This is a genomic window from Microbacterium cremeum (genome assembly GCF_015277855.1).
Lineage (GTDB): Bacteria > Actinomycetota > Actinomycetes > Actinomycetales > Microbacteriaceae > Microbacterium > Microbacterium cremeum.
This window is the reverse complement of the sequence record NZ_CP063812.1, coordinates 1,298,834-1,324,242: the sequence shown is the minus strand read 5'-3', so window position 1 is coordinate 1,324,242 and position 25,409 is coordinate 1,298,834. Positions and strand designations below refer to the sequence as shown.

Sequence of the window (25,409 nt, the reverse complement as noted above, 5' to 3'; positions counted from 1 at the left end):
GCTCCGCACGGCCGCTTTCGTAACACGAAGGTCAGGCGCCGGCGGCGTGCCGGCGGGCGGCGGCGCCTGTGCTCCTCGCCAGGGACACCGTCCACACCGCACCGATGATCGCGACGCCGGCCGCCGCGACGAACGCCCAGGAGGTGCCCGCCGCCGAGGCGACCACCCCCAGAAGCATCGGTCCGAGGCCGAGCCCCAGGTCGAGCGCCGCGCTCGCCGTGCCCGACGCGGCACCGCGCTCGGCCGGTCCGGCTGTGGCGAAGATGGCCGCGAAGAACGCCGGGGTGCTGAAGACGACACCCACCGCCAGGAGCGCCGCGCCCAGGAGGATGCCGGTCGGTGTGCGAACCGTGGCTGCCACGACGAGACCCGCGGCGATCGCCACCAGCGCGACGGCACCCAGGCGCAGCGGCGGAAGGCGATCCATCAGCCACCCGAACCCGATCCGGCCGACGATCACCACCGCCCCGTACACGAGGATCGGCGTGCTGATCGCGTCGACCCCGACCGCGCCGGCGTGCAGCGAGGCGAAGGCGAGGATCCCGCCCATGGCGACCACCGAGGCGAGGAAGCCGAGTCCCGGGGCGATCGCCGCCCGGTGGATGAGCGGCGGCCTGGGCCCCGCGCCGCGAGCGCGACGAGCACCGCGAGGACGCGTCTCGCGGATCGTGGCCGCGACGGCGGCAGCCGCGAGGGCGAGCCCTCCCGCCGCGTACCAGGCTCCGGCGAATCCGACCGCGCGGATGAGGATCTCGGCCAGCGGCGGGCCGAGCGCGATGCCGAGGTAGAGCCCGAGCGAGTTGTAGCTCAACGCCTCGCCGCGACGGCTTTCGGGCGCGATGTCGACCAGCACCGCCATCGACGCGACGAAGAACGCCGCCTCGGCGACGCCGAGCACGAGCCGGAGCACGACGACCATCGCCAGCGAGTCCACCTGCGCAGTGAGGGCGAGGCAGATCGCGGCGAGCACGCCGCCGCCGATCATGAGCGGCACCCGCCCCCACGAGTCGCACCACCGTCCGACGAGCGGGCGCAGGGCGAGGGCCGAGATCGCGAAGGCGCCGAACGCCAGTCCGGCGCCGGCCTCGTCGGACCCGATCGGCCCGGTGACGTAGAGCGGGATCGCGAGGAGCCCCACGCCCGCCGCCGTGAAGTAGGCCAGGTCCGCGATCGCCAACCGTACGAACGCGCCGGTGATGAGCGGTTCGCGCGGACGCCGTGGCGACGCCCGGTTCACCGACGCCCGGTCTGCCGACGCCCGCTCTGCCGACGCCCGCTCTGCCGACGCCCGTCGTGCCGAGGAAGTGCTCATGGATCGACCCTCCCGCGGGCCCCGCTCGAGCGCATGGGTAGTCCTACCCACTTTCGCCCGATGTCGCGTCCGCCGGCGACGGCGAGGCCTGCAGTCCATGCTCCATCGCGAACATCGCAGCGCCCGCGCGTGAGGTCACGCCGATGCGGACGTAGACGTCCTGGACGTGGTGCTCCACGGTCCGTGGCGAGATGACCAGTCGCTGCGCGATCTGCTTGTTCGTCAAGCCCGTCGCGACCAGCCGCAGCACCTCGGCCTGGCGCGCGGTCAGCCCGGCCGCGGCGGGCGTGCGTGGCGCGGCTCGATGCCCCGCGGCGGTGAGCACCGCCCGCACGGCATCGCCGTCCAACCGCGCCGCCGTGACATCGGCGCGCAGCCGGGCCGCCGCGTCCTCCGGCGCCGACGCCGGCCGGCGCGGTCCCGCTTCGACGAGCCGCCGGTACGCGTCCGCCGCCGCGAGCACGCGCGCCGCGGTCGACAGCTCGCTCCCATGGGCCGCCCCGGGGTAGCCGCTGCCGTCCAGGCGTTCATGGTGCGTGCCGACCAGGCGAGCCGCGACGGCGAGCTCGGGAACGCGGGCCACGATGCGCTCGCCGTGGTACGGGTGCAGCCGCACCTGATCGCGCTCCGTGACGCTGAGCGGTGCGACCTTGTTCCAGATCCTGCTCGAGATCGCGGCGCGGCCGATGTCATGCAGATGCCCCGCGCACCGCAGGCGCTGAGCCTCGCCCGCAGGCAGTCCGAGCCGGCGCGCGGCCTCGGCCGCGAGATCCGCGACGGCGGCGCTGTGCCCGTGGAACCACGGACTCTTCAGATCCACGAGGTCGCCGAACACGCCAGCCACGGCCGCGATCTGGTCGTCGTGCACCACGCGCGCAGGGTCGGGTTCGGCATCCAGCAGCAGCGGGTACGCGTCGAGGTCGCCGATGCCGTCGAGCATGTCGTGCGGGCGGCTGAGGAAGACGTCGGCGATCCCCGGGTCCAGCTGCGCGCTTGCGCGGCGGCGCACTTCGGCGACCGCGCGCTCGATGCCGTCCTGCAGCGCGAACAGCACCGCGCACGAGGCGACGTGGGTGATCCGGATCGGCAGCGGGAGGTCGTCGCCGCCGGCCGACGAGGCCCCGCCGTAGCGCGCGGTGGTGTGCGCGAGGCTGTGCTGCACCGGTTCTGCCAGCCCCAGCCGCCGCGAGGCCATCCGCGCGATCTCGCACGTCGCGACCGGGCCGTCGCGATCGAGGGCGCCGGAGTGGCGCAGCATCGCGACGGCCACGCTCATCCGGCTGCGACCGGCCGCATGCGCGATCGCCGGGATCATCGAACCGAGCATGTCGCGCGTGCTGGCCGGATCGGCCTCGATCGACTTCCGCGTCGCGACGATGTCATCGCCGAGCGTCGTCGCGAGCTCGAGCGAGTACGCCGTGCAGCCGATGTGCTCGAGCAGCGACGTGTACAGGACATGACGCGTCGTCTCCTCGTCGCAGCCGGCGGCGCGGGCGAGCCGGGCGGCGACGACGGCGCGGCCCAGGGACTCGTCCGGCGCGGCCCCGGTGCCGAGGTCCGTCACGGCTGCGAGCCCGCCGAGAAGTCCCAGCAGACGGAACACCCCTCCACGATCCCACACCGGCGACGGCGGCGCCCGTGGTGCGGTCAGGCGCTGGCGCGCACCACCAGCGTCGTCGGCAGCGTGATGGGCGCCGGGTTCGCTCCGTCGATGACCGACAGCAGCAGCGACACCATCTCGTCGCTGATGCGGTCCCAGGGCTGGCGCATGGTGGTGAGCGGCGGTTCATGCGTCGCCGCGAGCCCCGAGTCGTCGAAGCCGGCGACCGCGATGTCTTCGGGCACGCGCAGGCCCGCCCGCCGCAGCGTCGAGATGGCGCCGGCGGCCATCAGGTCGCTCGCGGCGAACACCGCGTCGATGTCGCGCGTTCGCTCGAGCAGCCGGGCCATGGCGGCGGCTCCCGAGTCCTGACCGTAGTCGCCCTCTTCGACCAGCGCCGGGTCGAAGTCCTCGCCCATCTCGTCGCGGAAGCCCACGAGCCGGAAGCGCCCGCCCGGGGTGTCGTGGGGGCCGGCGATCATCGCGATCCGCCGGTGGCCCTTCTCACGCAGGTACCGGGTCATCTCGCGGGCCGAGCCGATCTCGTCGACCGACACGGTCGGCACCTGGGCGTCGTGACCGAGCGGGATGCCGCAGCACACGGTCGGCACGCCGGCTTCGAGGAGCTGCTCGACGAGCGGATCGGCCTCGTGAGACGAGATGAGCAGCACGCCGTCGACGTGGCCGGTGCTGACGTAGTGCGCGACGTTCGCCCGTTCGGCGGGTGTGCCCGCGACCAGGAGCACCAGCGTCATGGATCGCTGCGCGAGCGCCTCGGCGGCACCGCGCAACAGCAGCGCGAAGGTCGGGTCTTCGAAGAGCAGGTGCTGCGGCTCGGTGAGCAGGAAGGCGAGCGACCCGGCCCGCCCGGTCGCGAGGCTCCGCGCGGCGTGGTTGGCGGTGTACCCGGTGCGCCGGATCGCGTCCTCCACGGCGGCACGGGCATCCGGCGAGACCCAGTGGCCGCCGTTGATGACGCGCGAGACCGTGCCGCGTGAAACGCCCGCGGCTGCGGCCACGTCGCGGATCGTGGGTTTGCGCCGCGCGGTCGTCGTCTCCTCCACGAGCAGCGACTCTACCCCCGAATCCGCGCGGCGGACGGGGCGACACGAACAAAACTGGGACCGGTCACAGTTGAGTAACGGTTCGGCCCTCGGGCTGCATCGACGTCGATCTCCAAGTAAGACTGTGACCGGTCCCAGTCCTGGGCTGCGACCGACCCGAGCACCGATCCGATGGAGTGTCCATGACCTCGCCCGACCACTGGCCCGAGATCCGGGGAATCGCCTACGGAGGCGACTACACCCCCGAGCAGTGGCCGCAGGAGGTGTGGCGCGAGGACGTCGCCCTGATGCGGGAGGCCGGCGTCAACCTCGTGAGCGTCGGCATCTTCGCGTGGGCGCTGATCGAGACGAGCGAGGGCGTGTTCGACTTCGCGTGGCTCGACGAGCTGCTCGATCTCCTCCACGAGAACGGCGTCTCGGTCGACCTCGGCACTCCCACCGCATCGCCCCCGGCGTGGTTCTTCGCGACCCACCCCGATGCGCGCGTCGTGACGCGCGAGGGCGTCACGATGGGCTTCGGCGCCCGCGGCATGGCCTCCCACTCGTCGCCGGCGTACCGCGCCGCGATCGTGCGCATCGCCTCGGCGCTCGCCGAGCGCTACGGGAGCCATCCCGCGGTCGTCATGTGGCACGTGCACAACGAGTACGGCGTGCCGGTGGGCGAGGACTACTCCGACCAGTCGGTGCGCGCCTTCCGCGACTGGCTGCGCGAGAAGTACGGCACGCTCGACGCGCTCAACGCGGCGTGGGGCACTGCGTTCTGGGGGCAGCGCTACGGGGAGTGGGACCACATCGGCGCACCGGCGGCCGCGCCCTCGGTGGTCAACCCCGCACAGCGGCTCGACTTCGCGCGCTTCACCGACCACCAGCTGCGCCAGTGCTTCATCGCGGAACGCGACGCCATCTGGGCGCACGCGTCCCAGCCGGTCACCACGAACTTCATGGCCAACCAGAGCTGGACGACCGACATGTGGGCGTGGGCCCGCGAAGTCGACATCGTCTCGGACGACCACTACCTGTGGGCAGCCGATCCCGAGGGCGAGATCGGCCTCGCGATCGCGGCCGACCTGACTCGCTCCGTCGGCGGCGGCAAGCCGTGGATCCTGATGGAGCACTCGACGTCCGCGGTCAACTGGCAACCCCGCAACGTCGCCAAGCGTCCCGGCGAGATGGCCCGCAACTCGCTGAGCCACGTCGCCCGCGGCGCCGATGCGGTGCTGTTCTTCCAGTGGCGCGCGTCACGCTCGGGCGCCGAGAAGTTCCACTCCGCGATGATCCCGCACGCGGGCACCTCGTCGCGGGTGTGGCGCGAGGTCGTCGACCTCGGCGGGGCCCTCGCCCGGCTCGACGAGGTGCGCGGATCGCGGGTCGCCGCCGACGTGGCGATCCTGTGGGACTTCGAGTCCTTCTGGGCGCAGGATCTCGAATGGCGACCGTCCGTGGACATCTCGCACGCCGAGCGGGTGCGGGCGTTCTACGAGCGGCTGTGGCGGGACGGCATCACCGCGGACTTCGCGTTGCCCGGCCAGGACCTCTCGGCGTACCGCCTGGTCATCGCGCCCGCACAGTACCTGCTGAGCGCGCGCGACGCCGCGAACCTGACGGCCTACGTCCAGGCCGGCGGCACCCTCGTGGTGTCGTTCTTCTCGGCCATCGTGGACGAGAACGACGCCGTGCACCCGGGCGGCTTCGTCGCGCCGCTGCGCGATGCCCTCGGCGTCGTCGTCGAGGAGTTCCTGCCACTTCGGGAGGGGGCCCTCCACGCGGTGCGATGGTCGGGTTCGGCATCCGCCACCCTTCACGCCGACGCGTGGCAGGAGGACCTCGTCCTCGCGGGCGCCGACGTCATCGCAACCTACGTCGACGGTCCCGGCGCCGGCAAGCCCGCGATCACCCGGCACGCGCACGGCACCGGGCACGCCTGGTACCTCAGTACGCGACTGGATGCCGAAGGCCTCCGCACCGTCATGGCAGAGGTCTACCGCGACGCGGGGCTGACCGCATCCGCTCATCCCGAGGGCCTCGAGGTGGTCGTCCGCCGCGGCGCCACCGCGGACTACTCGATCGCGATCAACCACCGGGACGAGGACGCCGTCCTCGCCATCGCCGGCGATGAGTTGCTCAGCGGCGAGCCGGTCGACGGCTCGCTCGTCGTGCCCGCCGGCGGCGTGGCCGTCGTGCGCACCGCCCGGCCCACCACCCCCTCCTCCTGATCCACCACCACCTGCAGGAACCACCATCGAAAGGGAAACCATGCGAAAGCAGATCGCACTCGGAGCGCTGGCGCTCACGGCAGCGGTCGTCCTCGCCGGCTGCTCAGCCGGCGGTTCGGCCGACAACGACGGCGACGACACCGACGGCAGCGGCGCCGAGCTCGTCATCTGGACCGACGAGGAGCGCGAGGAGGGCATCGCCGCTGCCGCCGCCGCCTTCGAGGAGGAGACCGGCGCGACCGTCACGCTGGTGCAGAAGAACTTCGAGGACCTCCGCAACGACTTCATCGCGCAGGTGCCGACCGGCGAGGGCCCCGACATCACCGTCGGCGCCCACGACTGGCTGGGCGCGCTCGTCGCGGCGGGCGTCGTCGACACCATCGACCTCGGGGCCACCGCGTCCGAGTTCGAGCCGGTGGCCCTCGAAGCCATGACGTACGACGGACAGCTGTATGCGCTCCCGTATTCGCTCGAGACCATCGCGCTCGTGCAGAACGTCGACCTCGTCGGCGCGGACGCGCCGGCCACGTGGGACGAGATGATCCAGAACGGCGTCGCCTCCGGCGCCGAGCGGCCGTTCGTCATCAACACCAACGGCGAGACCGGCGACGGCTACACGATGTACGGCTTCCAGACGTCGTTCGGCGCCCCGGTCTTCGTGCAGGACGCATCGGGCTCCTACACGACCGAGGTCGGCATGGGCGGCCCCGGCGGCGAGGCGTTCGCCTCCTGGCTCGGGGCGAACGGCACCGGCGGCACCGGGTACATCTCGACGACCGTCGACTACGACATCAACAACGAGCTGTTCAACTCGGGCCAGGCCCCGTACACGATCCAGGGACCGTGGGCGATCAGCGCCTACCCCGATGTCGCGAACATCGCCGTGAACCCGATCCCGTCGGCGGGCGGAGAGACGGCCGCGCCGTTCGTGGGCGTGCAGAGCTTCTACGTGAGCTCGCAGTCCGCGAACGCTCTGCTCGCCCAGGAGTTCCTCGTGAACTATCTCGGCACCGAGGAGGCGCAGCGCGCGCTGTACGAGGCCGACCCGCGCATCCCGGCGTGGTCCACGCTGGCCACCGAGGTCTCCTCCGATCCGATCATCGCGGGCTTCCTCGCGTCGGCGCAGAACGGCGTCCCGATGCCGAGCATCCCCGAGATGGGCTCGGTGTGGGATCTGTGGAACGCCGCGCAGTCGCAGATCATCAACGGCGCCGACCCGGTCGCGACCTGGAACACGATGGTCGCCGACGTGCAGGCCGCCGTCGCCGGCTGAGCCCAGCGGATCTCGGCCGCGCGGCCGAGATCCGCGCGGCCGAGAAGACTCCGGGAGGCGGGTGAGTGCCTCTCCCCGCCTCCCGGACCCCATTCCCTCCGAGCCGGCACCCGCCGGCGATGCCCCGCGACAGGAGCACACCGATGACGGTGGACGCACCCCCTACGCCGACGACGGCCGAGAAGCCGCCTCGCGAGTCCCACGCCCGCCGCTGGCGAGGCCCCGGCTGGGGCTTCCTCGCGAAGCTCGCGCTCATGGCCCTCGTCAACGCCTTCGGCGTCATGGCTCTGATCAGCGCGTTCCGCGCCGAGTCGTGGGTGATCTTCGGCGCAGCGCTCGCGCTGCTGCTGGCCGCCGACATCGTCTACTTCACGAAGCGTGCACTGCCGCTGAAGTACCTGCTTCCCGGGCTGGTGTTCCTGCTCGTCTTCCAGGTGTTCATCTTCGGCTACACCGCCTACATCGCCTTCACGAACTACGGCACCGGTCACGCCGGGACTCAGGAACAGGCCGTGGAGGCCGCGCTCATCCAGGGCGAGCGCCGCGTCGAGGGCTCGCCCGTCTACCCCCTCGCGGTGCTCGAGCGCGGCGACGAGCTCGGCTTCGCGATCGTGGACGACGACGGCGACGTGCTGGTCGGCACGGCGGAGGAGCCCCTCACGCGGGTCCGCGACGCCGACGTCGGCAGCGGCGGCGCACCGACGGAGGTGCCGGGGTGGGAGGTCGTCCCGCGCGCGATCGTCATCACCGACCCTGGGCTGCAGGCGCAGATCGCAAGCCTGCGGGTGCCCGTGTCGGACGACCCCAACGACGGCTCCATCCGCACGCGCGACGGCTCGTCGGGTGCGGTCTACGAGTCGACGCTGGTGTGGGATGCCGAGGCGCAGACGATCACCGACACCACCACCGGGACGGTCTACACCGCCGCGGACCGCGGGTCGTTCGTCGCCGAGGACGGCAGGGCGCTGCCCGCGGGGTGGTACGTGAACGTCGGATTCGACAACTTCCTGCGGCTGTTCACCGACCCGGCCCTCGCGCAGACGCTGGCGACGGTGACGGTGTGGACCTTCGCGTTCGCGACGCTGTCGGTGCTGCTGCCGTTCGCACTCGGGCTGATCCTCGCGATCATCTACAACGACGCGCGTCTGAAGGGCCGCCGGTTCCTGCGGACCCTGTACATCCTCCCCTACGCGTTCCCGGCGTTCATGTCGGCGCTGCTGTTCCGCGGCATGTTCAACGCCGAGTTCGGGGTGATCAACGATCTGTTCTTCTTCGGCGCGAACATCAACTGGCTGGGCGACCCCTGGCTGGCCCGGGCGGCCGTGGTGTGGGTCAACCTGTGGCTCACCTACCCGTACTACTTCCTGGTGTGCACGGGCGCGCTGCAGGCGCTCCCGAAGGACACGCTCGAGGCGGCCTCGATCGACGGCGCCGGGCGGACGAGGCAGCTGCGCTCGATCATCCTGCCGCTGGTCCTGGTCGCGACCGCTCCCCTGCTGATCTCGTCCTTCGCGTTCAGCTTCAACAACTTCACGGTCATCTACATGTTCAACGGCGGCGGCCCCGCCATCCCGGGGGCGCCGTACGCGCTCGGGGCCACCGACATCCTGATCTCCGCCATCTACGACATCTCGGGCGTCTCCGGCGGCGCCGCCGACTACGGGCTGGCGAGCGCCCTGTCGATCCTGGTGTTCGCGGTGGTGGGTGGCATCTCGGCGATCGCGTTCCGGCAGACCCGCAAGCTCGAGGAGTTCCAGTGATGTCCACCTCTGCCGGCGCCACCACGCGCACCGCCGCCTCCGCCCCCGCCTCCGCCGGGCGCGTCGACCGCCGCTCCGCCCGGCGACGCCGCTGGGTGCTCGAGGTCGGCTGGAAGTACCTGCTCGCGGTCGTCGTGATCTTCTACGCGGTGTTCCCGCTCGTGTACGTGCTCTCGGCGTCGCTGAACCCGCGCGGCACGCTGGCGGCCAGCAACGCCCTGTTCAGCGTCATCGACCTGTCGAACTACGCCGCGCTCGCCGAGACGAGGTTCTGGACGTGGGCGGGCAACACGCTGCTCGTCGGCGGCGTCGCCGCGGTCGGCGCGGTGCTCATGGGCGCGGCGGCGGCGTACGCGTTCTCGCGGTTCCGCTTCACCGGCCGTCGCGCGAGCCTCACGGGCCTGCTCATCATCCAGATGTTCCCGCAGGCGCTGGCCTTCGTCGCGATCTTCCTCATGCTGCTGGCACTCGGCGAGGTCGTTCCGGCGCTCGGGCTCAACTCGAAGATCGCCCTCATCTGCGTGTACCTCGGCGGAGCGCTCGGCGTGAACACGTTCCTCATGTACGGCTTCTTCAACACCGTGCCGATCGAGATCGACGAGTCGGCGAAGATCGACGGCGCGACCCATGCGCAGATCTTCTGGCGGCTCATCATGCCGCTCGTCACGCCCATCCTGGCGGTCGTCGCACTGCTGGCGTTCATCGCGGCGTTCGGCGACTACATCATCGCCAAGATCGTCCTCGTCTCGGAAGACAACTGGACGCTCGCCGTCGGGATGTACCAATGGGTGTCGAACCAGCTCGCCTCGAACTGGGGTCTGTTCGCGGCGGGCGCCGTGATCGCCGCGATCCCCGTCCTCGTCCTGTTCCTGTCGCTGCAGCGCTACATCGTCGGCGGCCTCACCGCGGGTTCGGTCAAAGGCTGACCCCGTCCATCTGCCCACTGATCACCGTCGATCGGAGAATCGCATGACTCATCCCTCCCCTTCCCGCCGCCTCCGGCGCGCGCTCACCGCGGTCGCGGCATCCGTCGCCGTCGTCGGCACGGGTGCGTTCGCCGTCCCCGCCGCTTCGGCGGGCGCCACCGGACCAGTCGACGCCGGCATCTTCGTCGACGCGGTCGACGGGCTCGCCGAGGACTTCGCGATGGGGGTCGACGTGTCGACCGTCCTCTCGCTCGAAGAGAGCGGCGTGGTGTTCCGGGATGCCGCGGGCACTCCCTCCGACCTGTTCGAGGTGCTCGCCGACCACGGTGTGAACTCGGTGCGCGTGCGCGTCTGGAACGACCCGTACGACGCCGAGGGCCGCGGCTACGGCGGCGGCACCGTCGACGTCGATCGGGCCGTCCGGATCGGGGAGCGCGCCACCGCCGCCGGGCTGGACGTCCTCGTGGACTTCCACTACTCCGACTTCTGGGCGGACCCCGCCCGCCAGCTGGTGCCGAAGGCGTGGGCGCAGCTCAGCGACGCCGACACCGTCGCCGCGCTCCACGACTTCACCGCCGACGCGCTGCAGCGCTTCGCGGACGCGGGCGTCGATGTGCGGATGGTGCAGATCGGCAACGAGACCAACAACGCCATCGCCGGTCACACCCGGCCCGGCCGGCAGATCGACGCCCAGTTCGCGGCGCTCGTCTCGGCGGGCAGCGCCGCCGTGCGCGAGGTGCTCCCCGACGCCCTCGTCGCCGTGCACTTCACGAACCCCGAGACGCAGGGCCGGTACGCGACCTACGCGGCGGGGCTCGACGCCTTCGGCGTGGACTACGACGTCTTCGCGAGCTCGTACTACCCGTACTGGCACGGCTCGATCGACAACCTGACCGCGGTGCTGTCGCAGATCGCCACGGCCTACGGCAAGCAGGTCATCGTCGCCGAGACCAGCTGGGCGCACACCCTCGAGGACGGCGACGGCTATCCGAACGTCATCGGCGCGGGCGGCATCACCGGCCACTACCCGGCGAGCGTGCAGGGTCAGGCGTGGGAGCTGCGCGATGTGATCGCGGCGGTCGCCGCCGTCGGCGAGGCGGGCATCGGCGTGTACTACTGGGAGCCGGCGTGGCTTCCGGTCGGTCCGGCGTCCGAGATCGAGACGAACCGCCTGCTGTGGGAGCAGTTCGGCTCGGGCTGGGCGACCAGCGCCGCGAGCGACTACGACCCGCTGCACGTCGGGCAGTACTACGGCGGATCGGCGTGGGACAACCAGTCCCTCTTCGCGTGGGACGGCACCCCCCTGGAGTCGCTCAGGACGTTCTCGTACGTGCGCACCGGCGCGGTGGCACCGCGTGAGATCGTGTCGGTCGAGCAGGTGTCGCTCGTCGTCGTCGACGGCGATCCGGTCGCGCTGCCTGAGACGATCGAAGTCGGCTACAACGACGGCACCCTCGAGCACCACGCGCTCACCTGGAGCGACGCGGTCGCGTGGATCCGCGGGGCCGGCACGTACTCGATCCCCGGACGCACCGGCTCGGGGCTCACGGTGACGGCGACCGTGAGGGTGGACGCGCCGAACCTGGTCGAGAACTCGGGGTTCGAGAGCGCCGACATGAGCGCGTGGACGCTCACGGGCCCGGCGGCCCGGCAGGAGACGGCCGACGGCTTCGCGGGCGACTACGCCGTCACCTTCTGGAGCGGATCGGCGTACCAGGCGTCGGCGTCGCAGACCATCGCCGGAGTGCCCGCGGGCACGTATGTGCTGCAGGCGACGACGCAGGGCACCAACAGTCCCGCCACCGACGTGCGGACGCTCCGGGCGACGACGTCGGCGGGCACCTGGAGCGCGCCGCTGGAGCTCACCGTCTGGAACGACTTCCGCACCGCCACGGTGCCCGGGATCGTCGTGGGCGATGACGGAGTCGTCGAGATCTCGGCCGAGTTCTCGTTGTCGGCCGGCGCGTGGGGGGTCCTCGACGAGGTGCGCCTCGTGGACGCGGCGACGGCCGGCGGCGAGCAGGCCGACACGACGGCGCTCGAGCGGGCGCTCGCGGCGGCGGCATCCGTCGATCGCGACCGCTACACCGCCGCCTCGCTCGCCGCCCTCGACGACGCGGTCGCCGTGGGTGAGGTCGTGGTCGCCGGGTCGAAGGCGACCACCGCCGACGTGAAATCGGCCACGAAGCTCGTCGAGAAGGCGATCCACCGCCTCAAGAAGGTCAAGGCGTGAGGCGCCGCCGGCGCCTCGCGCCCGTGGGGTGCCTCACGTGCGCGGGGTGCCTCACGTGCGCGGGGTGCCTCACGCGCGCGGGGTGCCTTACGCGCGCGGGGTGAGCGACGCCTGATACAGCTCGCGGCTGGAGTGTCCGGTGACCTGGGACACTTCGCCCGCGGCGTCCTTGCGCCGCGCCCCGCCGGCGACGAGCGCGAGCACCTGCGCGACCGCATCGGGGAACGCGATGGCGCGCGCCGCCGCACCCCCACCACGATCACGACCTCGCCGCGCACCCCGCCCTCCGCCCACTCGACGAGCTCGGCGAGGGTGCCGCGCGCGACCTCCTCGTGCAGCTTCGTCAGCTCGCGGCACACGGCCGCGCGCCGATCCTCGCCGAACTCGGCGGCCATGTCGGCGAGGGTCGCGGCCACACGCGACGGCGCCTCGAAGAACACCATCGTGCGCGGCTCGCCGGCGAGCACGCGGAACGCCACCAGGCGCTCGCCCTGCTTGCGGCCGACGAACCCCTCGAACGTGAACCGGTCGGTCGGCAGGCCCGACACCGCGAGCGCGGTCACGACGGCGCTCGGGCCCGGGATCGCCGTCACCGGGACGCCGGCCGCGGCCGCCGCGGCGACGACTCCGTACCCCGGATCGCTGACGGTGGGCATGCCGGCGTCGCTGAGCACCAGGACGTCCTGCTCGCGCGCGAGCTCGACGAGCTCGGGCGCCCGGTCCTTCTCGTTGTGGTCGTGCAGCGCGATGAGGCGCGGGCGGTTCGTCACCGCGAGCCCCGCGAGCAGGCGCTGCGTCGTGCGCGTGTCCTCGGCGGCGATGACCGTGGCCTGTTCGAGCGCCTCGACGAGCCGGCGCGAGGCGTCCCCGAGGTTTCCGATGGGCGTCGCCGCGAGGATGATCACGCCCTCAGCCTAGACTTGGCCGGGTGACGGACGCCGCCCGGCCCCCTGTCGACCAGTACAGCGCCGAACCCCCCGCCGCACCGCTCCTCCCCCCGGCGCGCCCCAGCGTGTACGACCGCTTCGCGCGCCGTGTGCACGAGGACGCGCGTGCACGGCGGCTGTACGCGTGGCTGGGCCCGGCGCTCGTCGTGCTGCTGGCCGGCCTGCTGCGCGTGTGGAACCTCGGCGCGGCGCACGACCTGATGAACCAGTTCGACGAGACGTACTACGTCAAGGACGGGTGGACGCTGCTGCACCTCGGCTACGAGGGGGCGTGGCCGTCGGACGCGAACGCGAGCTTCCTCTCGGGAGACGTCGACGTGTTCTCGACGGACCCGGCCTTCGTCGTGCACCCGCCGCTCGGCAAGTGGATCATCGGGCTCGGGATGCTGGTGCTCGGGCCCGAGTCCGGCTGGGGATGGCGTCTCACGACCGCGCTGCTCGGCACGGCGGCCGTTCTGCTGCTGATGCTGATCGCGAAGCGGCTCACCCGCTCGACGACGTTCGCGGTCGTGGCGGGCCTGCTCATGGCCGTCGACGGCCTCGCGATCTCCATGAGCCGCGTCGCACTCCTCGACACCCCGCTGACGTTCTTGGTGCTGCTCGCCGTGCTGTTCATCGTGGTCGACCGCGAGCGGACGATGACCCGGATCGCGCAGACGGTCGCCGCGCGGTACGCGGGCGACCAGCCGCCGACGTGGGGACCGGTGCTGTGGAACCGCCCGTGGATCGTCGCAGCCGGCGCGGCGCTGGGCGCTGCGACGGCCGTGAAGTGGTCGGGAGTCTGGGTGCTCGCGGCGCTCGGCCTGTACCTCGTCATCACCGACGCCCTCGCGCGGCGACGCGCGGGCGTGCTGCTGTGGCCGACCGACGCCCTGCGCCAAGGGGCGGTGACGTTCGTGCTCCTCGTGCCGATCGCCGTCGTCGTCTACGTCGCGTCGTGGACGGGCTGGCTCGTGACCGACGGGGGCTACGACCGGCACGCGGCAGACGCGGACCCTGCGACCGGGCTGTTCGCGTGGGTGCCGCTGCCGCTGCAGAGCCTGTGGATCAACCACGTCACGATGTACAACGCCGCATCGCAGATCGTGGCCGACCACAGCTATCAGAGCCCGGCGTGGCAGTGGCCGCTGCTGCTGCGGCCGACGGGCATGTACTACCACCACGACGCGTTCGGCGAGAACGGATGCGTGGCCGCGAACGGGTGCTCGGAGGTCGTCTCGAGCATCCCGAATCCGCTCATCTGGTACGCCGGCGTCGCGGCCGTGCTGTACCTCGCATACCGGTTCGTCGTCTCGCGCGACTGGCGGCACGCGCTCGTGCTGACGGGCGTCGCCGCCACCTACGTGCCGTGGCTGTTCTTCCCGGAGCGCACGGTGTTCCAGTTCTACACGGTGCTGACGCTCCCGTTCATGCTGCTTGCGCTCACGTTCGCCCTCTGCGACATCGCAGGGCCGGCAGGAGCCGACGCGTACCGGCGGCACACCGGTCAGCGCCTCGTGCTGGTGTTCCTCGGCGTCGCGCTCGCGCTCTCGGCGTTCTGGTACCCGGTCATCTCGGCGATGAACGTGCCATACGACTTCTGGCGCCTGCACAACTGGATGCAGGGCTGGATCTGACCGGCGTCACGCCACGAGTCCGGCGGGGTCGGTGACCGGCAGCCGGCACGCGAAGTCGCGGCAATCGTACGCGGTCGCCGCGTCGCCGCGCAGCGACTTGCCGGCGAACAGCGAGAATCCGGCATCCGCCCACTCGCGCGCCTGTTCGGGCGTCAGCACGGCGACGACGTCGGCACGGATGCCGCGCGCGGCGTCGGCGAGCGGACCGGCGCTCGTCGGGCTGACGACCACGACCTGCCGCGGGGCGACCGCGAGCGTCGCGGCGACGCGCAGCAGCGCGCCGTAGGCGAGCGGCCGCGCGACCGCCGCCCGGCCGTGCGACGCCACCAGCCGCTCGGCGAGCGCGCGGTGCTCCTCCCCCGCGCCCAGGAGCCACAGCGCGCACGCGGCCTCGGCGACCGCCGCGGTGCCGGAGGGCTCGTCGGCGTCGGACGCGGCATCCGGTGCGCCGACGCCCTGCGCCGACAGCACGGGGTCCCCGCCACCGGGCACCGCGATCGACCCGTCGGGGGCCAGGCAGGCCGTCACGAGGTCGCGCGCGCGGACGGCGTACGCCACCTCGCCCGTCGCGACCGCGAGTGCGGCGAGCCCGGCGGCCAGGTCGCCGTAGTCGGCCAGGGTGGCCGACGCCCGCGAGGCGATCTCGTCGAGCGACGCGCGCACGAGTCGCCCGTCGCGGTCGACGTTGGTCTGCAGCACGGCGTCGGCAGCCCATCGTGCCGCCTCGAGCCACCGGGGCTCACCGGCGCGGACTCCCGCGCGGGCGAGCGCGCCGATCGCGAGGCCGTTCCACGCGGTGACGATCTTGCCGTCCACCGCCGGGGGCTCGAGCCCCGCGCGGCCCGCGGCGTCGCGGGCGTAGTAGCCGCCCTCGCTGCGCACCCCGTCGATCCAGGACTCGGAATCCTGCGCGGCGCCGAAGCCGCCGCCCGGCTGCTGCAGCACGTCGAGGAGGAACCCCGCGAGGCCCCGCGCGACCTCGCCGGCATCGGTCACCGTCTCGGCATCCGTCGCCACGTCCAGCAGCTGCGCGTTGTCGGTGAGCATGCGCTCATAGTGCGGCACCGTCCAGTCCGGCCGCGTCGCGTAGCGGAAGAAGCCGCCCTCGACTGCATCACGCAGCTCGGAGCCCGCCATCGCGGCGAGTGCACGGTCGGCGACCGCCGCGGACTCCGGCGCGCGCTCGCGCACCACGGGCGACTGCAGGAGGCGCAGCGCCGTCGCGATCGGGAACTTCGGCGCCGGGGACCCCGGATCGCCGAATCCGCCGTGACGCGGGTCCTCACGGGAGGCGAGGGCCCGCGCCGCCGCCGCGATGTCGTCGGCCGTCGGCGCCCCTGTCGCGGGCGCGATCGCGGCCCGGGCGTCGGCGAGGGCGCCGGTCACGGCATCCGCGGTCGCGTCGACCTCTCCGCGCCGGTCGGTCCACGCCTCACGCACCGCGGCGAGCACCTGACGGAACGACGGCATGCCGGCGCGGGGCTCCGGCGGGAAGTACGTCCCGGCGAAGAACGGCTTGCCGCCGGGCGTCACGAAGACCGTGAGCGGCCAGCCCAGATTCCGCGAGAACGCGGCGGCCGCCGCCATGTAGGCCGCGTCGACCTCCGGATGCTCCTCCCGGTCGACCTTGACACTGACGAACCCGGCGTCGAGCTCGGCGGCGGTCTCGGCATCCTCGAACGACTCCCGGGCCATCACATGGCACCAGTGGCACGTCGAGTAGCCGATCGACACCATGACCGGCACGTCGCGCTCGCGTGCGAGCGCAAAGGCCTCCTCGCCCCACGGGAACCACGCGACCGGATTGCCCGCATGGGCTCTCAGGTACGGGCTCGTCGCTCGCGCGAGGCGGGGATTCATGTCATCACGGCCGGAGGATCAGTCGACGTCGTCGGGGTGCGAGCTGACGCGGCCCGAACCGTCGCCCGGGTCCATCGCGTCGATCGCGGCCATCTCGGCATCGCTGAGCTCGAAGCCGAACACGTCGAGGTTCTCTTCGAGGCGCTCGCGGCGCACCGACTTCGGGAAGACGATGAACCCCTTCTGGAGGTGCCAGCGCAGCACCGCCTGAGCCGGCGTCTTGCCGTGCGCGGCCGCCGCGGCAGCGACCGGCTCGGCCCCGAACAGGTCGTACTTGCCCTGCCCGAGCGGACCCCACGACTCGATCCTGACGTCGTTCGCGGCAGCCCATCCGGTGATCTCGCGCTGCTGGTATGCCGGGTGCAGCTCGATCTGGTTCACGGCCGGTACGACGCCGGTCGCCGCCACGATGCGCTCGAGGTGGGGCACCAGGTGGTTCGAGACGCCGATGCTGCGCGTGAGGCCCGCGTCACGGATCTCGATCAGCTTCTCCCACGCGTGGACGTAGTTGTCCTTCGCGGGGGTCGGCCAGTGCACGAGGTACAGGTCGACGCGCTCGAGACCGAGGCGGTCGAGGCTCTCGCGGATCGCCGCGTGCGGCTCGTCACCGTCGTGCCGGTCGTTCCACAGCTTCGTCGTGACGAAGAGCTCGTCGCGCGCGAGGCCGCTCGCGGCGACCGCGGCGCCGACGCCCTCTTCGTTCCCGTAGATCGCAGCGGTGTCGATGTGCCGGTACCCGACCTCGAGCGCCTCGGCGACGGCCCGCTCGGTGTCTGCCGGGGGCACCTTGAAGACGCCGTAGCCGAGCTGGGGGATCGAGGTGCCGTCATTGAGGGCAAGGGAGGGAACGTTCGCCATGCTCCCAGCCTACGAGCGCCGGAGGGGCTCCGGGTCGGCGCTCAGCGGTAGCGACGGCCCTCGTCGCGCCGGTACAGCGCGAGCGAGGCCACGAGCATCACGACGGTCCAGGTCGCGATCCCCGCCCACACCCACCACTCGAGCGTTCCCCCCTCGACCGCCCAGATCACGAACTCGCGCGCCTGCCGCGACGGCGTGAACTTCGAGAGGTCATTCAGCCAGTCGGCGAAGAGGACCGGGGGCAGGAACAGACCGCCGACGAAGGCGAGGGCGAACATGACGATCTGGATCACCGCGATCGCCGCCTTGAAGGGCAGTGCATAGCCGATCGCCGTGCCGATGAGCATGAACGGGATCGCGGCGACCGCGAGCGCGAGGATGCCCGCACCGATGCGCAGCGGCGGCGCCTCGGCCGCCGTGAGGAGGCCGCCGAGGACCACGACCGGGAGGACGGCGACCAGCCCGAGCGCGCCCGTCGACAGGATCTGCCCGAACACGCGCGCGATCCCGGGTGCGGGCAGCGTGCGCAGGTACGGGTCCCACGGCTTCTCGCGGCTCTCCGAGATCGTGAGCCCGAACGAGAACAGCGAGTTCGCCATCACCGCGAACACCGACAGCGAGATGACCGCCTGCGTGGCGTAGAGCGCGACATCGGCGACGCTCCGCTGCGGCACGACGAAGAACAGCAGCGCGAGGGCCGGGAACACCACGGTCCCGATGACGGCGATCGGCACGCGGAACGTCTCGATGAGCGTGTACTTCGCGTGCAGCGCGGTCAGCCGCAAGGTGCTGGGGGCGGATGCCGCCGGCACGGGCGCGTACGTCATGACAGGTCCTTTCCGGACGAGGCGAAGGCCGCCGCGCCGGAGGCGGCGGCAGAGCCCGAGGCGTCGGTGAGCGCGAGGAAGGCCTCCTCGAGCGTGGCGCCGCGGACGATCAGGTCGCGGAAGTCGACGCCGGCGCGGACCACCGCGCGGACGAAGGCATCGGCATCCGTCACGGTCAGCACCTCTCGCCCGTCGACGTGCTCCTGCCGCACGACGCCGGGAAGCTCGCCGATCGAGGCGGGAGCGCGCGTGGTGAGTTCGACGCGGCTGACGCCCACGCGCGCCACGACGCGGGAGACCGTGTCGTCGGCGAGCACGCGGCCGTCGCCGAGCACGACGACACGCTGGGCGAGCGCCTCGATCTCTTCGAGGTAGTGGCTCGTGACCACGACCGTCGCGCCGGCCTCGTGCTGCCGGCGGATCGCCGCCCACAGCACCCGGCGCGCATCGACGTCGAGACCCGTCGTCGGTTCGTCCAGCAGCACCAGGCGCGGCCGGCCGACGAACGCGAGCGCCACCGCGACCCGCCGCTTCTGCCCGCCCGACAGCGAGCCGCACTGCCGTCGCAGCAGCTCGGCGAGGCCGAACTCGGACGCCAGCTCGGCGGTCGGAGTGCGGTCGGAGAAGTGCCCGCCGACGTAGTCGATGACCTCTCCGACGCGCAGCGTGTCGGGCAGCGCGGTCTCTTGCGGAGTGGTGCCGAGCAGGCGGCGGCTGCGCGGGTCCGACGGGTCCGCGCCGAACAGCGTCACGCGACCGGCGGTCGGGCGACGCAGTCCCTGCAACAGCGAGAGCAGCGTGGTCTTACCGGCGCCGTTCGGACCGAGGAGGCCCACGAGGGCTCCCGCCTCGATCTGCAGGCTGACGTCGTCCACGGCGACGAGGTCGCCGTAGCGGCGGGTGACGCGCGCGAAGTCCGCGACGATCATGGCAGTTCTCCCAGGACGGAGCGCAGGGCCTCGGTGTAGTCCTCGAACGCGCGCCGGCCCTGCTTGGTCAGCGCGAGATAGGTGACGGGCGTTCGCCCTCGATGGGCCTTCTCGACCTGGACGTATCCGGCCTCCTCGAGCTTGCGCGCGTGGGTGGACAGATTGCCGGCGGTCATGTCGAGCAGCTCCTGCAGGCGGGGGAACGTGATCTGCTCGCCCGCGGTCAGGGTCGACAGGCTCGCCATGATCCGCAGCCGCCCCTGCGCGTGGATGACCGGGTCGAGCTCAGCCACGGCCGGCCTCCACGCCCGCCGCGCGCGCCCGGAGGCGAGCCAGATGCACGGACGACACGACCGCGAGCACCAGGAACCCCAGGCCGCAGCCCAGTGCGAGCACCAGATAGTGGGTCGGCACCCCGAAGAACGGGGCGGCCACCGCGACGAGGATCGTCCACAAGCCCAGGACCAGCATCGGAACGGCGCGCCACAGCGCGGCCGACATGACGTACATGAGCCCCGCGAACAGTGCGTAGGCCACCGGATAGAACACCGTCGCGAGCGCGGCGGGCATGCCGTTGTAGGCCAGGCCCTGCGCGAACGCGACGATCGCGAGGCCGCCGACCATCCAGCTCACGCCGTAGACGATCCCCGAGAACGCCTCGGCCCGATTGCCGCGGCGGCCGCGCCCCGAGCGGGCGCCGAGCACGGCCGACACCACGATCGCGGCGACGAGCAGCGCGACGAAGATCGACACGGCGACCGGGACCGGCAGGGCGAACGCCGGGGCCAGTCCGCTGATGAGCCAGAGGCTGCCGAAGCCGACGAGCCACACGATTCCCCACATCGTGAGGATGACGGGCACGAACGAGGCGATCTGGCCGACGACACTGCGGCGCTGGTCCTCGACCAGCGCGAGCATCGCCGCGGGATCGAGCGGCTCGTCGTCGGTCGAACGGAGGTCTTCGTTCTCGGTCATGGTTACTTTGTACTGCAAAGTACTCTTGTTCGTCAAGCCCTTTGCATCCACGCGTCGTCATACGATGGAGGGCCATGTCCGCGCCCGAAGCCGTCATCTCGTACCCGCCCGAGCTGCCCGTCAGCGCCGCGCGGGACCAGATCGCCCGCGCCATCCGCGATCACCAGGTCGTGATCGTCGCGGGAGCGACGGGGTCGGGCAAGACGACGCAGCTCCCCAAGATCGCGCTCGAACTCGGACGCACGCGCATCGCGCACACGCAGCCGCGCCGCATCGCGGCCCGCTCGATCGCGGAGCGGATCGCCGAGGAGCTGCAGGTCCCGCTCGGGAGCGTGGTCGGCTACAAGGTCCGTTTCACCGACAAGGTGTCGCCCGACACGCGCATCGCGCTCATGACCGACGGCATCCTGCTCAACGAGATCCACCGCGACCGCACCCTGCGCCGCTACGACACGATCATCATCGACGAGGCCCACGAGCGCTCGCTCAACGTCGACTTCCTCATCGGCTACCTGAGGCGCGTCCTCCCCCAGCGCCCCGACCTCAAGGTCATCGTCACGAGCGCGACGATCGATCCCGAGAGCTTCGCGGCCCATTTCGCCGATCGCCACGGCACCCCCGCCCCCATCATCGAGGTGTCGGGCCGGACGTACCCCGTCGAGATCCGCTACCGGCCACCGGCCTCGGCCGGCGAGCGCCCTGCGACAGGCTCAGGAACCGCGTCGCGAGACGACACGCCTGACGACGTGGACGGCATCGCCGCGGCGCTGCGCGAGCTCGACCGCGAGCCGCCGGGCGACGTGCTGGTCTTCCTCCCCGGCGAGGCCGAGATCCGCGACGCGATGGATGCCGTGCGGGGCATGTACGCGAAGGATGCCGCACCCACCGAGGTGCTGCCGCTCTACGGCCGGCTCTCCTCGGCCGAGCAGCATCGGGTGTTCGATCGCTCCGCCGTCGCGGGCGTACGCCGCCGCGTGATCCTCGCGACGAACGTGGCCGAGACCAGCCTCACGGTCCCCGGCATCCGCTATGTCGTCGACACCGGCACCGCGCGCATCTCGCGCTACAGCAACCGCAGCAAGATCCAGCGCCTTCCCATCGAGCCGGTCTCGCAGGCCTCGGCGCAGCAGCGCTCCGGACGCGCCGGGCGCACCAGCCCGGGTGTCGCGATCCGTCTCTACGCCGAGGAGGACTTCGAGGCGCGGCCGGAGTTCACCGAACCCGAGATCCTGCGCACGAGCCTCGCGTCCGTCATCCTGCAGATGCTCTCGCTCGGGTTCGGCGACATCTCGTCGTTCCCGTTCCTGACCCCTCCCGACTCCCGGGGCGTCAAGGCCGCTTTCGACCTCCTCGTCGAGCTGGGCGCAGTCGAGGAGCGGCCACGCGGCGAGGCCGACCGGGGTCCGCGGCTGACCGAGCTGGGCCGCGAGATCTCACGCCTGCCGATCGATCCCCGCTTCGCCCGCATGATCGTCGAGGCGCGCCGCAGCGGGGTGCTGCGCGACGTGCTCGTGATCGTGGCGGGGATGTCGATCCAGGACGTGCGCGAACGGCCCGAGGAGCGGCGCGAGGAGGCCGACCGCCTGCATGCGCGGTTCACCGACCCCACGAGCGACTTCCTCACACTGCTGAACCTGTGGAACCACCTGCAGGAACAGCAGGCCTCGCTCGGCTCGAGCGCGTTCCGGCGGCTGTGCCGCGCGGAGCACCTCAACTACGTGCGCGTGCGTGAGTGGGCCGATGTCCACCGCCAGCTGAGCGCGCTCGTGAGTGCCCCCCGCGGCGCGGCGGACGGCACCGCCGATCCGGACGAGCTCCACAAGGCGATCCTGTCGGGCCTCTTGTCGCACATCGGCATCCTCGATCAGCGCACCACGCAGCCGCCGAAGGATCGTCGCGCGCCGGGCGGCGCGCGACCGCCCAAGGCCGAGTACGTCGGCGCGCGCGGCGCGCGGTTCGCCATCTTCCCGGGGTCGGGCCTGAAGAAGAAGCAGCCACAGGCCGTCATGGCGGCCGAGCTGGTCGAGACGAGCCGTCTGTTCGCCCGCACGGTCGCGGCGATCGACCCCGCATGGGCGGAGCCGCTCGCGGGCGACCTCGCCAAGCGGCAGCTGAGCGAGCCGCACTGGTCGAAGACGGCGGGTGCGGCATCCGCCTACGAGAAGGTCACGCTGTTCGGCGTCGAGATCGTCCCGCGCCGCCGCGTTCAGCTCGCCCGCTTCGACCGCCCGTTCGCCCGGGAGCTCTTCCTGCGCCACGCGCTCGTCGAGGGCGACTGGGACTCCTCGCACCTCGACAAGCGACTGACGGCGTTCGAGCGCCGCAACCTCGAGCTGCGCCGGCGCCTCGAGAAGGTCGAGGAGCGCGAGCGCCGTCGCGACATCCTCGTCGGCGACGAGGCGGTGTACCGGTTCTACGACGCCCGCATCCCGCGCGATGTGTTCGATGCGCGCTCGTTCGAGGCCTGGTGGCAGGATGCCTCGTCGCGCACGCCGCGCCTGCTCGACATGACCGAGGCCGACCTCGTCGACGAGGCGTCGCGCGGTGACGAGCGCGACTTCCCGGCGCGGTGGCGCCAGGGCGACCAGGTGCTGTCGCTCGCGTACCGCTTCGAGCCCGGCGCCCCCGACGACGGCGTGACCGCGATCGTGCCGCTCGCCCTGCTCGCGCAGCTGCGCCCCGACGGCTTCGACTGGCAGGTGCCCGGCATGCGCGACGAGCTCGTCACGGCGCTCATCCGCTCGCTCCCCAAGGCGATCCGGCGCCACGTCGTACCCGCCGCGGACTGGGCCGCGACGTTCGCCCAGGACCTCGCCGGACAGGGCCCCGAAGCCCACGACGGGCTTCCGGCCACGAGCCTGCGCGACGCGCTCGCCGCGCGCATCCATCGGGTGGCGAGCCAGCCGGTGGCCGCCGCGGACTTCGACCTCGAGCGCGTGCCCGAGCACCTACAGCTGTCGTTCCGCGCCGTCGACGAGCGCGGCAGGACGGTGGGCTCGGGTCGCGACCTCGACGCGCTGCAGGAGCGGCTCGCCGACCGGGTGCGCGCGTCGGTGTCGCGCTCACTGAGCTCGCCGCGCACCCCCGGCGGCGCGAAGAGGGTTCCCGGCCCGCAGGCACCCGCGGGTGCGGGGTCCGCGGCGGACGCGTCCCCCGCGTTCGCCGAGCGCACCGGCGTCACCGACTGGTCGTTCGGCGACCTGCCCGAGATCGTCGACACCCGCGTCGCCGGCGGCGTGGTCCGCGGGTATCCGGCGATCGTCGACGAGGGGTCGTCGGTGGCCCTGCGCATGGAGTCCACGCCCGAGGCTGCGGCGCGCGCCACCCGCGCGGGAGTGCGGCGCCTCGTGCTGCTCTCGGTCGCATCGCCCGCGGCGTACGTGCTCGAGCATCTGACCTCCGCCGAGAAGCTGGCGCTGGCGGCATCCCCCTATCCGTCGGCGAAGGCGCTGATCGAGGATGCGCGCGTGGCGGTGGCGGATGCCGTCATCGCGCGCACGACGGGCGACGCGCCCGTGCGCACCCGGGCCGGGTTCGAGTCGGCGCGCGACGCCTTCTCGGCGTCGGTCGTCGACGAACTGTTCCAGACGGTGTCGCTCACCGCGCGCATCCTCACCGCGGCGCGAGACGTCGAACGTGCGATCCGCGATCAGAATTCGCTGACCCTGCTGGGGGCGCTGAACGACGTCAAGGGCCAGCTCGCGGGCCTGGTGTTCCCGGGCTTCATCGCCCGCACCGGCACCACGCGTCTCGCCCACTACCCGCGCTACCTCCGCGGTGCCCTCGACCGGGTGCGCACCCTGTCCGACAACCCCGGCCGCGATCGCCAGCGCCTGACCGAATTCGAGCGCGCGACCGCGCTTTACACCGACGCCGGCGGCACCGTACCCGCGGCGCCCGACGCCCCCGCGGCGCTCGTGCACGCGCGGTGGCTGCTCGAGGAGTACCGGGTGAGCCTGTTCGCACAGTCGCTCGGCACCGCCGAGCCGGTCTCGCTCCCCCGCATCCAGAAGGCCCTGGCCGCGTGAGCGGGGAATACCCTCGCCGCCGAGGCGGGTTGCGCCCCTCATGAGCATCGCGATCGCCTACACCGAGTTCGGCGGACCGGAGGTCCTGCGCCCGATCGAGATCCCGGAGCCGACGGCGGGTGCCGGCGAGCTCGTCATCCGCGTCGAGGCGGCAGGCGTCAACCCGATCGACGCGAAGCTGCGCTCCGGCAAGCGCCCCTCGGGCACCATCACCGAGCCCCGCCGCGTGGGAGCCGACGGCTCGGGGGTCGTGACCGCGGTCGGCGCCGACGTCGACGGCTTCCGCACCGGCGACCCGGTGGTCTTCTCCGGTGCCCGCGGGACCTACGCGACCGACGTCGTCGTGCCGGCGTCCCAGGCGCACCCCCGGCCACCGCAGGTGACGCCCGCGCAGGGCGCCGCGCTCGGCATCCCCGTCGGCACGGCGTATCAGACGCTCCGTTCGCTCTCGGTCGGCGCCGGCGACACGCTCCTCGTCCACGCCGGCTCGGGAGCGGTCGGGCAGGCGCTCATCCAGTACGCCGTGCTGTGGGGTGCGACCGTCGTCGCGACGTCGTCGGAGCGCCGGTTCGACACCGTGCGGTCGCTCGGCGCGACGCCCGTCGCGTACGGCGACGGCCTCATCGATCGCGTGCGCGAGGCTGCGCCGAACGGTCTGACCGTCGCGATCGACGCGGCGGGCACCGACGAGGCGCTGCAGACCTCGATCGACCTCGTCGCCGACCGTGCTCGGATCGCGACACTCGTGCGGGGGAAGGATGCCGCGGGCCTCGGCATCCGCGCCTTCTCGGGCGGATCGCCCGTCCCGCTGACGCCGCAGCAGCAGTCGTGGCGCGACGAGGCGGTGCCGGTCACCCTCGCACTGCTCGCGGCGGACCGGTTCACGGTCGAGCTCGGACCGTCGTTCCCGCTCACCGACGCGGTCGAGGCGCATCGCGCGGTCGAATCCGGCGCCGACGGCAAGATCACGCTGGTGCCGTAGCCCGCA

Annotated in this window: 17 protein-coding genes and 1 pseudogene; 8 read left to right on the top strand and 10 right to left on the bottom strand. The window is 72.3% G+C overall.

The genetic code is table 11. The annotated features are described in order from the left end of the window. Positions 1–31: 31 nt before the first annotated feature. From IM778_RS05815 to IM778_RS05805, 3 genes are read right to left on the bottom strand one after another with little or no spacing between them, the layout of a single operon-like run. Entirely contained in the window at positions 32–1,312 is a 1,281-nt protein-coding gene (locus IM778_RS05815) for an MFS transporter (RefSeq protein ID WP_194411106.1), read from the bottom strand. A gap of 43 nt (positions 1,313–1,355) precedes the next feature. Next, a complete protein-coding gene (locus IM778_RS05810) occupies positions 1,356–2,915 on the bottom strand; it encodes an HD domain-containing phosphohydrolase (protein WP_194411105.1) in 1,560 nt (519 codons plus the stop codon). 44 nt (positions 2,916–2,959) lie between these two features. Further along, positions 2,960–3,976, bottom strand: a complete 1,017-nt coding sequence (locus tag IM778_RS05805) for a LacI family DNA-binding transcriptional regulator (RefSeq protein ID WP_194411104.1) — start codon at positions 3,974–3,976, stop codon at positions 2,960–2,962. A 182-nt stretch (positions 3,977–4,158) separates the two neighbouring features. Between IM778_RS05805 and IM778_RS05800 the strand changes: the two genes are divergently transcribed. The 5 genes from IM778_RS05800 to IM778_RS05780 all read left to right on the top strand — a co-directional run bounded on the left by IM778_RS05800 (position 4,159) and on the right by IM778_RS05780 (position 12,381). Then, entirely contained in the window at positions 4,159–6,189 is a 2,031-nt protein-coding gene (locus tag IM778_RS05800) for a beta-galactosidase (RefSeq protein WP_194411103.1), read from the top strand. Between the two features lie 40 nt (positions 6,190–6,229). After that, positions 6,230–7,462 (top strand): sugar ABC transporter substrate-binding protein, encoded by a 1,233-nt coding sequence (locus IM778_RS05795; RefSeq protein WP_194411102.1) that lies wholly within the window; start codon positions 6,230–6,232, stop codon positions 7,460–7,462. A 143-nt stretch (positions 7,463–7,605) separates the two neighbouring features. Further along, entirely contained in the window at positions 7,606–9,222 is a 1,617-nt protein-coding gene (locus tag IM778_RS05790; RefSeq protein WP_194411101.1) for an ABC transporter permease subunit, read from the top strand. Next, positions 9,222–10,148, top strand: a complete 927-nt coding sequence (locus IM778_RS05785; RefSeq protein WP_194411100.1) for a sugar ABC transporter permease — start codon at positions 9,222–9,224, stop codon at positions 10,146–10,148. The genes IM778_RS05790 and IM778_RS05785 overlap by 1 nt, the downstream gene beginning before the upstream one ends. Positions 10,149–10,191: 43 nt before the next feature. Further along, entirely contained in the window at positions 10,192–12,381 is a 2,190-nt protein-coding gene (locus IM778_RS05780) for a glycosyl hydrolase 53 family protein (protein WP_194411099.1), read from the top strand. Between the two features lie 87 nt (positions 12,382–12,468). On the opposite strand, the pseudogene rsmI reads toward IM778_RS05780, so the two are convergent. Continuing rightward, a pseudogene (rsmI, locus tag IM778_RS05775) lies at positions 12,469–13,286 on the bottom strand (16S rRNA (cytidine(1402)-2'-O)-methyltransferase). 23 nt (positions 13,287–13,309) lie between these two features. Here rsmI and IM778_RS05770 point away from each other — a divergent pair. After that, the gene (locus IM778_RS05770; protein WP_194411098.1) at positions 13,310–14,944 is read left to right on the top strand and encodes a dolichyl-phosphate-mannose--protein mannosyltransferase; all 1,635 of its coding nucleotides are present in this window, start codon (positions 13,310–13,312) and stop codon (positions 14,942–14,944) included. 6 nt (positions 14,945–14,950) lie between these two features. On the opposite strand, the gene IM778_RS05765 is transcribed toward IM778_RS05770, so the two are convergent. The 6 genes from IM778_RS05765 to IM778_RS05740 are packed head-to-tail and all read right to left on the bottom strand — an operon-like array spanning position 14,951 to position 20,393. Continuing rightward, positions 14,951–16,804, bottom strand: a complete 1,854-nt coding sequence (locus tag IM778_RS05765) for a thioredoxin domain-containing protein (protein ID WP_194411097.1) — start codon at positions 16,802–16,804, stop codon at positions 14,951–14,953. A gap of 18 nt (positions 16,805–16,822) precedes the next feature. Next, positions 16,823–17,662, bottom strand: a complete 840-nt coding sequence (locus tag IM778_RS05760) for an aldo/keto reductase (RefSeq protein WP_194411096.1) — start codon at positions 17,660–17,662, stop codon at positions 16,823–16,825. 41 nt (positions 17,663–17,703) lie between these two features. After that, positions 17,704–18,489, bottom strand: coding sequence for an ABC transporter permease (locus tag IM778_RS05755; RefSeq protein WP_194411095.1), 786 nt, complete (start codon positions 18,487–18,489; stop codon positions 17,704–17,706). Continuing rightward, a complete protein-coding gene (locus IM778_RS05750) occupies positions 18,486–19,418 on the bottom strand; it encodes an ABC transporter ATP-binding protein (protein WP_194411094.1) in 933 nt (310 codons plus the stop codon). Before IM778_RS05750 ends, IM778_RS05755 begins: the two co-directional genes overlap by 4 nt. Then, positions 19,415–19,711: a winged helix-turn-helix domain-containing protein gene (locus tag IM778_RS05745; RefSeq protein WP_194411093.1), complete on the bottom strand. Its 297-nt coding sequence runs from the start codon at positions 19,709–19,711 to the stop codon at positions 19,415–19,417. The genes IM778_RS05750 and IM778_RS05745 overlap by 4 nt, the downstream gene beginning before the upstream one ends. Next, positions 19,704–20,393, bottom strand: coding sequence for a hypothetical protein (locus tag IM778_RS05740; protein WP_194411092.1), 690 nt, complete (start codon positions 20,391–20,393; stop codon positions 19,704–19,706). The genes IM778_RS05745 and IM778_RS05740 overlap by 8 nt, the downstream gene beginning before the upstream one ends. Before the next feature lie 74 nt (positions 20,394–20,467). Here IM778_RS05740 and hrpA point away from each other — a divergent pair, with 74 nt between their 5' ends. Continuing rightward, on the top strand, positions 20,468–24,421 hold the full coding sequence (gene hrpA, locus IM778_RS05735) for an ATP-dependent RNA helicase HrpA (RefSeq protein ID WP_194411091.1): 3,954 nt from the start codon (positions 20,468–20,470) through the stop codon (positions 24,419–24,421). Between the two features lie 40 nt (positions 24,422–24,461). Further along, on the top strand, positions 24,462–25,403 hold the full coding sequence (locus IM778_RS05730; protein ID WP_194411090.1) for a quinone oxidoreductase family protein: 942 nt from the start codon (positions 24,462–24,464) through the stop codon (positions 25,401–25,403). The last annotated feature ends 6 nt before the right edge of the window (positions 25,404–25,409 follow it).

Excerpts from the sequence above, each read along its gene's own strand:
- IM778_RS05815 (WP_194411106.1), bottom strand. The coding sequence starts at position 1,312 with ATGAGCACTTCCTCGGCACGACGGGCGTCGGCAGAGCGGGCGTCGGCA.
- IM778_RS05800 (WP_194411103.1), top strand. The coding sequence starts at position 4,159 with ATGACCTCGCCCGACCACTGGCCCGAGATCCGGGGAATCGCCTACGGA.
- IM778_RS05795 (WP_194411102.1), top strand. The coding sequence starts at position 6,230 with ATGCGAAAGCAGATCGCACTCGGAGCGCTGGCGCTCACGGCAGCGGTC.
- IM778_RS05790 (WP_194411101.1), top strand. The coding sequence starts at position 7,606 with ATGACGGTGGACGCACCCCCTACGCCGACGACGGCCGAGAAGCCGCCT.
- IM778_RS05785 (WP_194411100.1), top strand. The coding sequence starts at position 9,222 with ATGTCCACCTCTGCCGGCGCCACCACGCGCACCGCCGCCTCCGCCCCC.
- IM778_RS05780 (WP_194411099.1), top strand. The coding sequence starts at position 10,192 with ATGACTCATCCCTCCCCTTCCCGCCGCCTCCGGCGCGCGCTCACCGCG.
- IM778_RS05765 (WP_194411097.1), bottom strand. The coding sequence starts at position 16,804 with ATGAATCCCCGCCTCGCGCGAGCGACGAGCCCGTACCTGAGAGCCCAT.
- IM778_RS05760 (WP_194411096.1), bottom strand. The coding sequence starts at position 17,662 with ATGGCGAACGTTCCCTCCCTTGCCCTCAATGACGGCACCTCGATCCCC.
- IM778_RS05755 (WP_194411095.1), bottom strand. The coding sequence starts at position 18,489 with ATGACGTACGCGCCCGTGCCGGCGGCATCCGCCCCCAGCACCTTGCGG.
- IM778_RS05750 (WP_194411094.1), bottom strand. The coding sequence starts at position 19,418 with ATGATCGTCGCGGACTTCGCGCGCGTCACCCGCCGCTACGGCGACCTC.
- IM778_RS05740 (WP_194411092.1), bottom strand. The coding sequence starts at position 20,393 with ATGACCGAGAACGAAGACCTCCGTTCGACCGACGACGAGCCGCTCGAT.
- hrpA (WP_194411091.1), top strand. The coding sequence starts at position 20,468 with ATGTCCGCGCCCGAAGCCGTCATCTCGTACCCGCCCGAGCTGCCCGTC.
- IM778_RS05730 (WP_194411090.1), top strand. The coding sequence starts at position 24,462 with ATGAGCATCGCGATCGCCTACACCGAGTTCGGCGGACCGGAGGTCCTG.